Annotated in this window: 14 protein-coding genes and 1 pseudogene; 10 read left to right on the top strand and 5 right to left on the bottom strand. The window is 72.1% G+C overall.

The window, feature by feature from the left end; translation table 11 throughout:
- Nucleotides 1-41: 41 nt before the first annotated feature.
- Nucleotides 42-278, bottom strand: a complete 237-nt coding sequence (locus tag B2P18_RS18730) for a hypothetical protein (protein ID WP_156188124.1) — start codon at nucleotides 276-278, stop codon at nucleotides 42-44.
- Between the two features lie 148 nt (nucleotides 279-426).
- Here B2P18_RS18730 and B2P18_RS18815 point away from each other — a divergent pair, with 148 nt between their 5' ends.
- Together B2P18_RS18815 and B2P18_RS18720 are read left to right on the top strand one after the other, a co-directional pair.
- Nucleotides 427-783: an undecaprenyl-diphosphate phosphatase gene (locus B2P18_RS18815; RefSeq protein WP_019285911.1), complete on the top strand. Its 357-nt coding sequence runs from the start codon at nucleotides 427-429 to the stop codon at nucleotides 781-783.
- Between the two features lie 7 nt (nucleotides 784-790).
- A complete protein-coding gene (locus B2P18_RS18720) occupies nucleotides 791-1,285 on the top strand; it encodes a DUF6328 family protein (protein ID WP_019285910.1) in 495 nt (164 codons plus the stop codon).
- Nucleotides 1,286-1,876: 591 nt separating this feature from the next.
- On the opposite strand, the gene B2P18_RS18715 is transcribed toward B2P18_RS18720, so the two are convergent.
- From B2P18_RS18715 to B2P18_RS18695, 4 genes are all read right to left on the bottom strand, one after another.
- Nucleotides 1,877-2,569, bottom strand: a complete 693-nt coding sequence (locus tag B2P18_RS18715) for a zf-HC2 domain-containing protein (protein ID WP_050347339.1) — start codon at nucleotides 2,567-2,569, stop codon at nucleotides 1,877-1,879.
- A 64-nt stretch (nucleotides 2,570-2,633) separates the two neighbouring features.
- Nucleotides 2,634-3,056 (bottom strand): sigma factor, encoded by a 423-nt coding sequence (locus B2P18_RS18710; RefSeq protein ID WP_239266252.1) that lies wholly within the window; start codon nucleotides 3,054-3,056, stop codon nucleotides 2,634-2,636.
- 481 nt (nucleotides 3,057-3,537) lie between these two features.
- On the bottom strand, nucleotides 3,538-4,353 hold the full coding sequence (locus tag B2P18_RS18700) for a DUF305 domain-containing protein (RefSeq protein WP_050347338.1): 816 nt from the start codon (nucleotides 4,351-4,353) through the stop codon (nucleotides 3,538-3,540).
- A gap of 2 nt (nucleotides 4,354-4,355) precedes the next feature.
- Nucleotides 4,356-5,000, bottom strand: coding sequence for a DUF3105 domain-containing protein (locus B2P18_RS18695; RefSeq protein WP_037214245.1), 645 nt, complete (start codon nucleotides 4,998-5,000; stop codon nucleotides 4,356-4,358).
- A gap of 134 nt (nucleotides 5,001-5,134) precedes the next feature.
- On the opposite strand from B2P18_RS18695, the gene B2P18_RS18690 reads away from it, so the two are divergent.
- The 8 genes and pseudogenes from B2P18_RS18690 to B2P18_RS18655 form a co-directional block, all read left to right on the top strand.
- Nucleotides 5,135-5,626, top strand: coding sequence for an ArsR/SmtB family transcription factor (locus B2P18_RS18690; protein WP_082176745.1), 492 nt, complete (start codon nucleotides 5,135-5,137; stop codon nucleotides 5,624-5,626).
- Nucleotides 5,623-6,555, top strand: a complete 933-nt coding sequence (locus B2P18_RS18685; protein ID WP_050347337.1) for a cation diffusion facilitator family transporter — start codon at nucleotides 5,623-5,625, stop codon at nucleotides 6,553-6,555. Before B2P18_RS18690 ends, B2P18_RS18685 begins: the two co-directional genes overlap by 4 nt.
- Nucleotides 6,556-6,660: 105 nt before the next feature.
- Complete coding sequence (locus B2P18_RS18680; RefSeq protein ID WP_172669750.1) at nucleotides 6,661-7,056, top strand: TlpA family protein disulfide reductase; 396 nt, start codon at nucleotides 6,661-6,663, stop codon at nucleotides 7,054-7,056.
- Nucleotides 7,057-7,416: 360 nt separating this feature from the next.
- Complete coding sequence (locus B2P18_RS18675; RefSeq protein WP_037214236.1) at nucleotides 7,417-8,250, top strand: ZIP family metal transporter; 834 nt, start codon at nucleotides 7,417-7,419, stop codon at nucleotides 8,248-8,250.
- A 166-nt stretch (nucleotides 8,251-8,416) separates the two neighbouring features.
- Complete coding sequence (locus B2P18_RS18670; protein ID WP_050349261.1) at nucleotides 8,417-8,833, top strand: ArsR/SmtB family transcription factor; 417 nt, start codon at nucleotides 8,417-8,419, stop codon at nucleotides 8,831-8,833.
- Nucleotides 8,826-10,787 (top strand): heavy metal translocating P-type ATPase, encoded by a 1,962-nt coding sequence (locus B2P18_RS18665; protein ID WP_037214234.1) that lies wholly within the window; start codon nucleotides 8,826-8,828, stop codon nucleotides 10,785-10,787. The genes B2P18_RS18670 and B2P18_RS18665 overlap by 8 nt, the downstream gene beginning before the upstream one ends.
- Nucleotides 10,784-11,311: a signal peptidase II gene (locus B2P18_RS18660; RefSeq protein WP_019285899.1), complete on the top strand. Its 528-nt coding sequence runs from the start codon at nucleotides 10,784-10,786 to the stop codon at nucleotides 11,309-11,311. The genes B2P18_RS18665 and B2P18_RS18660 overlap by 4 nt, the downstream gene beginning before the upstream one ends.
- Nucleotides 11,308-11,558 (top strand): annotated as a pseudogene (locus tag B2P18_RS18655) (hypothetical protein); the annotation flags it as partial. The gene B2P18_RS18660 and the pseudogene B2P18_RS18655, both read left to right, overlap by 4 nt.

The following is an 11,558-nucleotide window of genomic DNA, read 5'->3' as shown; positions in this document are numbered from 1 at the left end:
TGGGACCAACCGGGCACCCCAGGTGCTGGTGGTGTGGACGCTCATGAGCGCACTTGCTCCTCAAGGACGTCGCCGAGGCCGAGGTCAACGGTGAACAGCCCGCAGTGGCGGGCCACGGCCTCGGAGGCTGCGACGTCGCCGGCGGCGAACAGGTCGCCGACGAGCTCGGCGTGAGCGACCCGGCGGGATTGGTCCTGACGGTCCTCGTAGGCGGCCAGGACGGCGGGAGCAGGTGCGCTCGGATCGGTCACGGCGCCGCCCGTGATGCGGGAGTACACCTGCGCGACCGTGGCAGCCGCGCTCCTCTCGCCGCGCACCCACCCCAAACGCGCCCGAGGCCACCCGGGCGCTCGTGCTGCAGCTGCGCCGCACGCTGACGGCCGCCGGCCACGACGCCCGGGTCGACAACCATGCGGGCGGTGCACGATGACCTGGCTGGCGGCCCTGGTCCTGGGCATGGTGCAGGGGCTGACCGAGTTCTTGCCCATCTCCTCCACGGCGCACCTGCGGGTCGTGGCAGCCCCCGCCGGGTGGCCCAACCCCGGCGCCGCGTTCACCGTGGTCACCCAGCGCGGCACCGAGTCTGCGGTGCTGCTGTACTTCCGCCGCGACACCGCGAGCATACTGCGCACCTGGACGCGGTCCCGTGGACCCCGGGCCTGCGGGCGGACCCCCAAGGCCCGGCCCGGCTGGCCGTCTCCCCTCGCGGGCGCAGCCCGTTCCCCCGGGGGATGCGGACTGCCGCGGCCCGCGCGACCACCCGGACGACGATCCGGGGTATAGGTGAGCCATGAGCGACTCGCAGCCCTCCACACGGGACGAGACCGAGGCCGAACGGCTCGACCGCAACTTCGCCGATCAGCTCCAGGAGCTACGCATCGCCCAGGCGGGCGTCCAGATCCTCTTCGCGTTCCTGCTCACGATCCCCTTCCAGCAGCGGTTTACGACGCTGACCGACCTCCAGCGGTCGATCTACGTCGTCACCCTGCTCGCCGTCGCCGTCAGCACCCTCGTGTTCATGGCACCCGTCGCGATGCACCGGATGCTCTTCCGGGAGGGGCTCAAGGACTTCGTCGTGCGGCACACCGACACGCTCATCAGGACCGGCCTCTTCTTCCTCGGCGTCGGCATCATCGGAGGCGTCGTCCTGGTCCTCGACGTGCTGCTCTCGCAATCGACCGCGTTCTGGCTCGGTGGCGGCCTGACGGTCCTCGCCTTCACCCTGTGGGTGCTGCTCCCCGCGTCACAACGGCGTCGGCGGCGGCGTGAGGACGCCGAGGCCTGAGGAATGCCGAACGCCCCCGAGCTGGCTCGGGGGCGTTCGGCGCCCTTCGTCGCGACGGACGGCACGGCCTACCTCTACTGGAAGAACGACGGCAACGCCGTCGGCAAGGACACGTGGATCTCGGTGCAGCGCCTCTCGGCCGACGGCCTTCGCCTCGAAGGAGAGCCGAAACGCCTGCTGCGACAGGACCTCCTGTGGGAGGGGCGGCTCGTCGAGGCGGCCTTCGCCCGCGGGCGCGACGCAGCTTCCACCTCTTCTACTCGGCCAACGACTACGGCAGCGACGCGTACGCGGTGGGACACGCCACCGCGTCGTCGCCGACCGGACCGTTCACGAAGGACCCCGAACCGGTCCTGACGAGCACCGACGTCGCGGCCGGTCAGGGGCACTGCGCGATGCTCGAGACCCAAGGACGGCCGGGTGCTCATGGTCTACCACGCGCGGGCGCCCGACTCGGTCGGCTCGGAGGTCCTCGGCCGCACGATGTGGCTCAGCGAGGTCACCTTCGACGGACGCAAGGTCAGCGTCACGCCGCCACGGACGCAACTGCCCACCGGCCTCGGACCGGCCTCTGACCATGCGGCCGGACCGTCACGTCTTGGCCGAGGCGAGCACCTTCCCCGTGTCGGTGCGGACCTCCAGCGCCTGGATTTCGTTGGGCCGCAACGCCGTCGCGCCGGTCACCTTGGAGTAGCCCGTCGCCGTCGCGCGCCACGACGCGGCGGCCGTCGCGTGACCCTTGCCGTCGATGACCCAGAGGACCAGGGCGCCGGTCTTGGGCATGTCCTCGCAGTCGATGTCGAGCTGGGTGCCCCAGCCGCGGGTCACGAGCGCGATGTCGACGCGCACCGAGCTGCCCGGCACCGCGGCCGCGGCCACGTGCGTCGTCGGCGGGGTCGGGGTGGTCGCCTCGGTCAGCTTCGGCCCGAGCCACGCGCCGCCGGCGAAGAACACGGCGGCCGCCGCGGCCGCGAGGCCCGAGAGCCACGTCCGCCGGCGGCGTCGACGGCGGGCGACCTCGCCGAGCAGGCTCGTGACGCGCTCGTCGTCGGGCTCGGTCATGAGCGGGGTCGGCGCGGCGGCGGGGCCGTCGGACAGGTGGGGACCGCCCTCGGGTCCGGCCAGGTCGAGCAGTCGGGGCAGCCCGGACACCTGGCCGAGCTCCGTCTGGCACGGTCCGCACGTGCGCAGGTGCTCGCTGTAGGCGCGGTGGTCCTCGTCGGACAGGCCACCGAGCACGTACGCGCCGAGCAGCACGTGCAGGTCGTCCGATGCGGGGTTCATCGGGTCACTCCCATCTCGTCGAGGATGACGCGCAGGTTGCGCACGGCGTAGTAGGCGCGAGACTTCACGGTGCCCTCCGGCACCCCGACCCGCACGGAGGTCTCGGCGGCGTGAGCCGCTCGTAGTAGAGGCAGCGCTCGATCTCACGATGGTTGGCCTGCAGCCGGCCGAGGGCCTCTTCGACGAGCACCTGGTCCAGCGCCCGGTCGAGGGCGAAGTCCTGCTCGGCGACCTCGACGAGCTGCGCCTGCTGCGGACGGCGGCCGGCGGCGCGGTACTGGTCGACGATGAGGTGGCGGGCGGTGGTGATGAGGTAGGCGCGCAGGTTCTCGGCCTCCGGCGCCTGCTTCCAGACGCGCAGGATGACCTCCTGGACGATGTGTCGTCGACGCGGTTGGCGTCGCTCGTGGCACGCCAAGACGACCCGCCGCAGCATCGGCCCGTGCTCGCGGTAGATCTCCGCGGCCGCGTCGTCGTCGAGCGGCATGCCGCCGCCACCTCCTCACTGGTGCTCCCAGGGTCGGAGACGCCCGCGAGCCGACTCCGGTTCACCGGTCAGCTCCCTGCACCGTCTCACGAGATCACCGAGGACGTATGCCGTCCGCCGCGGTCCCGGCCTAGCGTGGGGCCAGGTGCCCTGCCACCTTCCCGAACCCGGCCCACCATCCAGTCACGGGTGGCCTCTTCCTGTCCCCGGTCCCGGCAGGCACCGGCCGGCCGGGCGACCCGGCGGCGATCGAGACGCCGGTGGCGGCCACCGCCGCGCAGGTGCGCAGCCTCGCGAAGGGGGCGGACGGCATACGCGAGTCTGCGTTCGGGGCTCTGGGTGCTGCGGCGGTTCCGGCCCGCTCCAGTCGGCGCCTCGGGTGTGACGCTCACGTCGTCGAGCTCTCAGCTCGACGACCACGACGACGAGCGCTGCGAGAACGAACCCGGCCAGGGCGAACCAGATGCTGTTGGACGGGCCATCACCGGCGTGCCTCCAGGAGTTGCTGCAGCTGCTTGATCTCGGCGGTCTGTGCCGTGTCGATCGCGCGGGCGAGCGTCAGGACCTCGGGCTCTGTCGCCAACCGGAGAGCGGCCTGTGCCATCTGCACGCCGCCTCTGTGGTGGGCGATCATCATGGTGAGGAACTGGCGTTCGGCCTCCACGCCCGTGGCCTGCTGCAGGGATTGCAGCTGCGCCGGTGTGGCCATGCCCATGGCTCCCGCAGCTGTCTCGTTCGGGGTGCTCGAGCTGGCGCTGTCGCGCATCCCCGGCATTCCGGCATGGGTGGCGGACGGTTCCGGCGTGCTCGTCGTGCCGCTAGGACGATCGCTGCCGCTGGTCGGGTCTTGCGAGGGGCCGTCCTCTGGCTGGTGGTGCTCAGCGGTCATCCACGCCATGGGGCGGTCCGGGGAGGTCGCCGGCAGCCCCCAGTGGGCCAGCCAGCCGTACATCTGCCCGGCCTGCTGGGACTGGCTCGTGGCGATGTCGTACGCGACCGCGCGCAGGGTCGGATCGGCGGTCTTGTCGCGGATGATGAGAGCCATCTGCACGGCCTGGTTGTGGTGGGCCTGCATGTCACGGGCGAAGCCGACATCGGCGCCGCCCTCCCGGGGGGCGTCGCCGGCGCGACCGAGCTGGTAGCCGGCGAACCCGGCCAAGGCTACGAACACGGTCACGAGCACGGCCCCCACGAGCGCGACCCGTCCCGTCAGGACGCGCAGGGTCGGCGCGCGAGAGCCGCTCGCATCCTCGGGAGTCCCGGTCGAGAGATAACCGGTGTCGGCGTCCTTGGTCACCGTCACATCCCCTGCGGGACGGGAGCGCCGGTTCCGTCGGTCCCGCCGGTGCATGTTGCGCCCGGCTCCGGGGTCTGGGGCCCTTGGCGGTAGACCTTGACGAACTCGGCCAGGCGCGGGTCGGCGGCGCTGTCGAGGGTCAGCTGCTTGCCCCACGCCGAGGCGACGACGGGAGCGGTCAGGCCCTTGTACGGCGACAGGACGATGTAGGTGTCGGGCAGCGCCGCTGTCAGCTTCTTGACCTGGTCGGCCGGCAGGCCCTCGCGGTAGGTCACCCAGACCGCGCCGTGCTCCATGGAGTGCACGGCGTTCTCATTGGGCACCGGCTTGGTGTACGTGCCGCAGTTGAGCCACACGGGGGCATGCTCGCCACCGGCCGGCGGGGTCTGCGCGTAGGCGACGGGAGTGCTGACGTGGCCCTGGCTGACGGTGTAGGAGCGGACCGCGTCGAGCGTCGGACGGTCGGCGCGCTCCTTGAGCACGACGATGCCGACGGCGGCCACCATGGCGACGATGACCGTGGCGACACCACCCCAGAGCAGGACCGAGCGGCGTCGTTCCTGAGCTTTCTGCGCGGCGGCCATCGTGGCGGCTCGGTGGCGGCGCTCCTCGCGGTCAGCGCCGCGGTTGTGCGGGGTAGCAGGCATGGGACCTCCAGGCAGGGGCCCGCGCGGCACCGTCGCGGCACCGGCAGGGCGGTCGTGTGAGTTGTCGTGCTGGCGCGTGCACCCGGTTCGGACGGGCGGTCCACAACGCATTGCGCGTACCGTAACATCTGAGCATGCGTTCAGATGAAGCGGTCCTCGTGATCGATGCCTGCACCGACCACTGCGTCCACCCGGAGACGGTGCGCCACGTCCGGGCCCGCGCCCTGCCCGAGAACGACCTGGTCCAGGTGTCGGCCGTGTTCAAGCTGCTCGGGGACCCGACCCGGGCCAAGCTGCTCTACGCCCTGCTGGAGGCCGGCGAGCTGTGCGTGTGTGACCTCGCCGCAGCCACCGTTGTCGCAGAGACGACGGTGTCGCAGTCGCTGCGCCTGCTGCGCGCGTCGCAGGTCGTCACCGCCCGCCGTGACGGACGCCTCATGTACTACCGCCTCGCGGACGCGCACGTGCGGATGCTCTTGGACCTGACGCGTGAGCACATGACCCACGAGCACACCGCGACCCAGCCTGCTCCGGTCGAGCACGTGGAGCCCACCACCGCTCAGTCGGTGACCTCTCGCGTCTCTACGCGGCGCGCCGCTTCCACGCGAACGGGAGCAAGCGCATGAGCCACGGACACGGGCATGGACACGGCGGGGGCGGCTCTGCCGCCGGCGCCCACCGCTGGCGCCTGCAGCTGGCCTTCGGGCTGGTCGCATCGTTCTTCGTCGTCGAGCTGGTCGTCGGGCTGACCTCCCAGTCGCTGGCCCTGATCAGCGACGCCGGCCACATGGCGGCCGACGTCGTCGCGCTGGGGGCGGCGCTGGTCGCGACCCGCATCGCCACCCGCGCAGACACCACCGGGCGACGCACGTTCGGCTCCTACCGGGCCGAGGTCTTCGCCTCGGGCCTGGCCGTGCTGCTCATGCTGGGTGTGGCCGTCTACATCTGCATCGAGGCCCTCGGACGCATCGGCGCCGAGCCCGAGGTCGCCTCCGGCCCGATGCTGGTCGTCGGAGCCCTCGGTCTGCTCATCAACCTCATCAGCATCGTGCTGCTGCGCGCCGGCGCCAGCGAGAGCCTCAACGTCAAGGGCGCCTACCTCGAGGTCCTGGCCGACACCCTCGGATCTGTTGGGGTCATCGCCGCCGCCATCCTCGTGGGCACCACCGGGCAGACGTGGTGGGACACCGTCGTGGCCCTGGCGATCGCCCTATTCGTGGCCGTCCGCGCCGTGATGCTCGGCCGCGAGGTGCTGGCCGTCCTCGGGCAGCACGCGCCGGCGGGCATGCACCCCGACGAGGCGGAGCAGGCCCTGTCGGAGATCTCCGGTGTGGTCGAGGTCCACGACCTGCACGTGTGGACGCTCACCTCCGGGATGAACGTCGCCACCGCCCACCTCGTCATGGCAGACCCGCACGCCGGCGCCCCCTCGGCGAACTCCGCCACGATCCTCACCCAGGCCGCAGCGGTCATGCGTGAGCGCTTCGGCATCGAGCACGCCACCTTGCAGGTCGAGCCCGCGGGCTCCAGCGCCTGCGCCCAGACCTCATGGTGAGCGACACCGTCCCGCTGACTCGACGCCGCGCGCTGCAGCTGGCCTCCAGCCTGGTGGCCGTCGGGGGCGCCGCGTTGCTGGCGGGCTGCGGCGCCCGGCACGACGCTGGAAGGGCGGCCCTGGTCCAACGCAGACCTGCACGGGACGGTGCTCGTCGTGAACGTGTGGGGGTCGTGGTGCCCGCCCTGCATCAGCGAGTCGGCCGATCTGCAGAAGGCTTGGGAATCCGTTCAGCGACGACGCCTTCCCGTCCGGTTCCTCGGGCTGGACAAGATGGAGACCCCGGCCACCGGACTGTCCTTCCAGCGCCAGCACCGCATCACCTACCCGTCCTTGGCCTACGACGGCGGCGTCCCGATCCTGGCCCTGCAGGGCAAGGCGGTTGCCACCCCGACGACACTCGTCCTGGACAGGTCCGCCCGCATCGCCGCCCGCGTGTCCGGGCCGGTGACCGCCAGCGTCCTGACCGGACTCATCGACGACGTTCTGGCCAAGGGCTGAGACTATGCACGCTCACCGTCGCAGACTTCGGTCGCGTTGCGGGGCTATCGCTGTTGCCGTCGCGCTGCCGCTGCTTGCTCTGGGTCCGGGGGCTGCGAAGGCCGACGAGCCGGCTCGTGCAGCATCTCAGACGCAGCTCGACAGAATGGTCCCCGCGGCGGCCGCGGCTCCTTCGCAAGTCCCCACACCGACGCCTAGCTGGACCATCCCAGGCCCCATCGACGAAGACCCGGCCCACACCGTCCCGCCACCCACTGAGCCCGGGAACCACTCCTGGGCCTGGGCCGGTATCGCGGCCCTGTTGCTGGGGATCATGCTCACGCTCTGGCTGCGTGACCGGTCCCGGGGAAAGGGCACCGGATGAGCGCCGTGACCCAGGCCCTGACCCTGGTCGCGTTCCCGGTGGCGGCAGCCGCTGCGGGCACGGCGATCTCCATCCTGAGGCCGCCCAGGCCTCGGCTGGTCAGCGCCATCCAGCACTTCGCCGCGGGCGTCGTGGTCGCCGCCCTGGCAGGTGAGGTCCTCCCTAGCCTGCGCGAGGAGGGCAACCTGCCCTACGCCGTCCTCGGGTTCACCGCCGGCGTCGCCGTCATGCTTGCGATGGCCGCCTACTCCCGCCGTCAGGAGGCCGCGGCCGCCCGAGAGCCGACGCCCACAACGGGGTCGGACTCGGCAGCAGCCTCAACCGTGAGCTCGCCACACGGACGCGGACTGGCTACCTCCGTCACCCGACAGGTCGCGCGCCGAGCGGCGGTCGCCCTGCCCCTTGGCCTGCTCGTCGCCGTCGGGATGGATCTCGTCATCGACGGACTCCTCGTCGGTCTCGGGGCAGTCCTCGGTGCGGCACAGGGCATCATCCTCACCATCGCGCTGACTCTCGAGATCCTGTTCCTGTCGCTGTCGCTCGGCAGCGAGCTCACCGAGGCCGGCCTGAACCGGGCCCAGTCCGCCGCGACCGTCGTCGGGCTGGGCCTGCTGACCGCCGTCGGTGCGGTCGGCGGAGCCGCGCTCCTCGCCGGTGCGGGACCAGCCGCCCTCGCCGCCGTTCTCGCCTTCGGCGCTGCCGCCCTGCTCTACCTGGCCGTGGAAGAGCTGCTCGTCGAGGCGCACGAGCAGACCGAGACCACGGCCCTGGCGGCGATGTTCTTCCTCGGCTTCCTCGCCGTCTACGTCCTCGGGGAGCTCACCGGGTAGGGCTACCCGCCCCAGCGCGCCATCACGCGCGGGTCGCCAAAGGCGTACCTGCCTCGCAATCCGGCTTCAGCCTGCAGCCCCCAGCCCCCAGCCCGATGAGCAGGTGGGGTTTGCCGGGACCGCGACCGTAGTCCGCAGGCTCCCTTCTAGCCGCTATCATCGGGACATGACAATGACGACGATGGATGTGCCGGCTGCCGCCGACCTGATGCGCGGAGCGGCGCTGTTTCACGGACTGGGAGAGCGGACCCGGCTCGCGATCGTGGCGCAGCTGGCCGCCGGCGAGCGGCGGGTCGTCGACCTGACCACCGTCCTCGGGCTTGCCCAGGGCACCGTCTCGGGGCACCTGGCGTGCCTGCGTGACTGCGGGCTCATCGTCGGGCGCCCCGAGGGCCGGCAGATGTTCTACTCCTTGGCCCACCCTGAACTGATGGATCTGCTCGCCAGCGCCGAGCGTCTGCTCGCGCTGACCGGTGAGGCGGTGGCGCTGTGCCCGAACTACGGCTGCAGCGACGATCTGCCGTCCGCGGCCTCCACCGGGGTCCGGGCACGCGCAGCAGAGGAGGGGGCCACGAATGAGTGACGCATGTGGCTGCGGCGGCGATGAGCCGGTGAGCGCACCCGAGGGCGGCGAAGAGGCGCCGCAGCGGCTGGTCGAGGTCGACGAGCTGCGTGCGGGCGCGGTTGCCGGGGTGCTGCTGGTGGCGGGCTATGTCACCAGGTGGCGGGGCGGCCCGGACGTGCTCGAGCAGGTGCTGTTGTGGGCGGCGCTGCTCGCGGGCGCGTCCACCTTCGTGCCCGGCACGGTGAAACGGCTGGTCAAGGGCAAGATCGGTGTCGGCACGCTGATGACGATCGCCGCGGTCGGCGCGGTGCTGCTCGGCGAGGTGGGCGAGGCCGCGATGCTCGCGTTCCTCTACTCGATCAGTGAAGGGCTCGAGGAGTACTCACTGGCCCGGACCCGTCGCGGGCTGCGTGCCCTGCTGTCGCTGGTTCCCGAGCAGGCGACGATCCTTCGTGACGGAGCCCAGGTCGTCGTGGCCCCGGCCGAGCTGCGGGTCGGGGACCTGATGCTGGTTCGTTCCGGGGAGCGGGTCGCCACCGACGGCGTGATCCGCACCGGCCGAACCGCCCTGGACGTCTCGGCCATCACCGGCGAGTCCGTGCCCGTCGAGGCCGGCCCCGGCAGCGAGGTGTTCGCCGGGTCGATCAACGGCACCGGCGTCCTCGAGGTGCAGGTCACCACGACCGCCGCCGACAACTCCTTGGCCCGGATCGTACGGATCGTCGAGGCCGAGCAGTCCCGCAAGGGCGCCAGCCAGCGCCTGGCCGACCGAATCGCCAAGCCCCTCGTGCCGGGAGTTCTCATTGCCGCCACCCTCATCGCCCTTGTGGGCAGCGTGCTCGGTGAGCCGGCAACATGGATCGAACGAGCCCTCGTCGTACTGGTGGCGGCCTCGCCCTGCGCGCTGGCCATCTCCGTACCCGTCACCGTGGTCGCCGCGGTGGGTGCGGCCAGCCGCCTCGGGGTCCTCGTCAAGGGCGGCGCCGCCTTGGAGGCCCTCGGCGCGGTTCGCGGGATCGCGCTGGACAAGACCGGCACCCTGACCGCGAACCGGCCCCGTGTCGTCGAGGTCACCACTGTCGATGGCGTCAGCCGGGCAGAGGTGCTGGCGGTGGCCGCCGCGCTCGAGGCCCGCAGCGAACACCCCCTGGCCCGGGCCATCCTCGCGGCCGTCGACACGGTGACCGACGCCCAGGACGTCGAGACCGTCACCGGAGCCGGCCTGACCGGCACCATCGACGGACGCCAGGCTCGGCTGGGCCGACCCGGCTGGCTACCGAACGGGCCCCTGGCGGCCGACATCCAGCGGATGCAGCGCGGCGGCGCCACCGCGGTGCTCGTCGAGCTCGACGGGGCCGTGATCGGCGCCATCGCCGTGCGTGACGAGCTGCGTCCCGAGGCCGCCGAGGTCATCGCGGACCTGCGCGGATCCGGGTACACGGTGACGATGCTGACCGGTGACAACCGTGCCACCGCGACCGCGCTGGCCACCGAGGCCGGGATCACCGACGTGCACGCCGACCTCCTGCCGGAGCACAAGGCCGCGATCATCACTCGCCTTCGCGAGCAGCGTCCGACGGCGATGGTCGGCGACGGCGTCAACGACGCGCCGGCCCTGGCGACCGCTGATCTCGGGATAGCGATGGGTGCGATGGGCACCGACGTCGCGATCGAGACGGCCGACGTCGCGCTCATGGGTGAGGACCTGCGGCACCTGCCGCAGGCGCTCGAGCACGCCCGTCACGCCCGCCGGATCATGCTGCAGAACGTCGGCCTGTCCCTGGCGATCATCACGGCGCTGATGCCGCTGGCCCTGTTCGGGATCCTGGGGCTCGCGGCCGTCGTGCTCGTCCACGAGGTCGCCGAGGTCGTCATCATCGCCAACGGGGTCCGCGCCGGTCGTGCCCCGGCCCTGCCGGCCAGCCGCGTGTCCGGCTTGGCTGGGTCGCCCAGCCTCTCGGACGCTCGATGAGCACGCTGCCGCCCAGCCGCCAGGGGGCTCCGGCGGCCGGGCGACGGGCCACCGTGTTCGCCGCCGCGGCCGTGGTGGCGATGGTTGATCTCGGTGTCAAGGTGTGGGCACAGGCCGTGGTGCCACCCACCGGGATCGAGGCGGGCCCGGTGGACCTGCGCCTGGGATACAACCCGGGGGTGGCGTTCTCGTTCGCCGCGGAGGCGCCGCCGGGGGTGGTCCTCGCCGTGACTGCGGTCGTGACCGCGGGGGTGGCCGCCCTCGTGTACCGGGCTGCGCCGAGCGGGTCCCGGCTGCAGCTGCCCGCGTTCGCCGCGGTTCTGGGTGGCGCGGTCGCGAACCTCACCGACCGCGCCGGTGACGGGGTGGTGACCGACTACCTGCACTCCGGCTGGTGGCCCACGTTCAACCTTGCGGACGCGGCCATCGTGGCCGGCGTGATCCTGCTGGTCCTCAGCAACGTGGTCCGCAACGGCCCGGACCGGGCCGACGCGCCCGCCGGTGCACGAGGAGCGCGCAGGTGAGCTCCCGCTCGCCAGCAGGCGCGACAGCACGCCCGGTCACGATGCGGATCGCGGCCGGTCTGGCGCTGCCGTTGACGGCTGCCCTCCCAGGGGTGTGGTTGCGCGTCAGCGGCACGTCTGTTCCCCCGGCAGCCGCGGCCGCCGGGTATGCGGCCGCGGTGATCGGCGCCGCCTTTCTACTGACGTGGGGCACCGAGCTCGCGGAGATCGACCTGGGCGAGGGGCTGGCGCTGGCGTTGCTGGCGCT

This window comes from Arsenicicoccus sp. UBA2120 (assembly GCF_002330965.1).
GTDB classification, from domain to species: domain Bacteria; phylum Actinomycetota; class Actinomycetes; order Actinomycetales; family Dermatophilaceae; genus Arsenicicoccus; species Arsenicicoccus bolidensis.
This window is presented reverse-complemented; position numbering and strand designations above follow the sequence as displayed.

Coding starts and splice junctions, on each gene's coding strand:
- B2P18_RS18685 (WP_050347337.1), top strand. CDS start 5,623: ATGAGCCACGGACACGGGCATGGACACGGCGGGGGCGGCTCTGCCGCC.
- B2P18_RS18670 (WP_050349261.1), top strand. CDS start 8,417: ATGACAATGACGACGATGGATGTGCCGGCTGCCGCCGACCTGATGCGC.
- B2P18_RS18695 (WP_037214245.1), bottom strand. CDS start 5,000: ATGCCTGCTACCCCGCACAACCGCGGCGCTGACCGCGAGGAGCGCCGC.
- B2P18_RS18660 (WP_019285899.1), top strand. CDS start 10,784: ATGAGCACGCTGCCGCCCAGCCGCCAGGGGGCTCCGGCGGCCGGGCGA.
- B2P18_RS18665 (WP_037214234.1), top strand. CDS start 8,826: ATGAGTGACGCATGTGGCTGCGGCGGCGATGAGCCGGTGAGCGCACCC.
- B2P18_RS18675 (WP_037214236.1), top strand. CDS start 7,417: ATGAGCGCCGTGACCCAGGCCCTGACCCTGGTCGCGTTCCCGGTGGCG.
- B2P18_RS18690 (WP_082176745.1), top strand. CDS start 5,135: ATGCGTTCAGATGAAGCGGTCCTCGTGATCGATGCCTGCACCGACCAC.
- B2P18_RS18720 (WP_019285910.1), top strand. CDS start 791: ATGAGCGACTCGCAGCCCTCCACACGGGACGAGACCGAGGCCGAACGG.
- B2P18_RS18715 (WP_050347339.1), bottom strand. CDS start 2,569: ATGAACCCCGCATCGGACGACCTGCACGTGCTGCTCGGCGCGTACGTG.
- B2P18_RS18815 (WP_019285911.1), top strand. CDS start 427: ATGACCTGGCTGGCGGCCCTGGTCCTGGGCATGGTGCAGGGGCTGACC.
- B2P18_RS18710 (WP_239266252.1), bottom strand. CDS start 3,056: ATGCCGCTCGACGACGACGCGGCCGCGGAGATCTACCGCGAGCACGGG.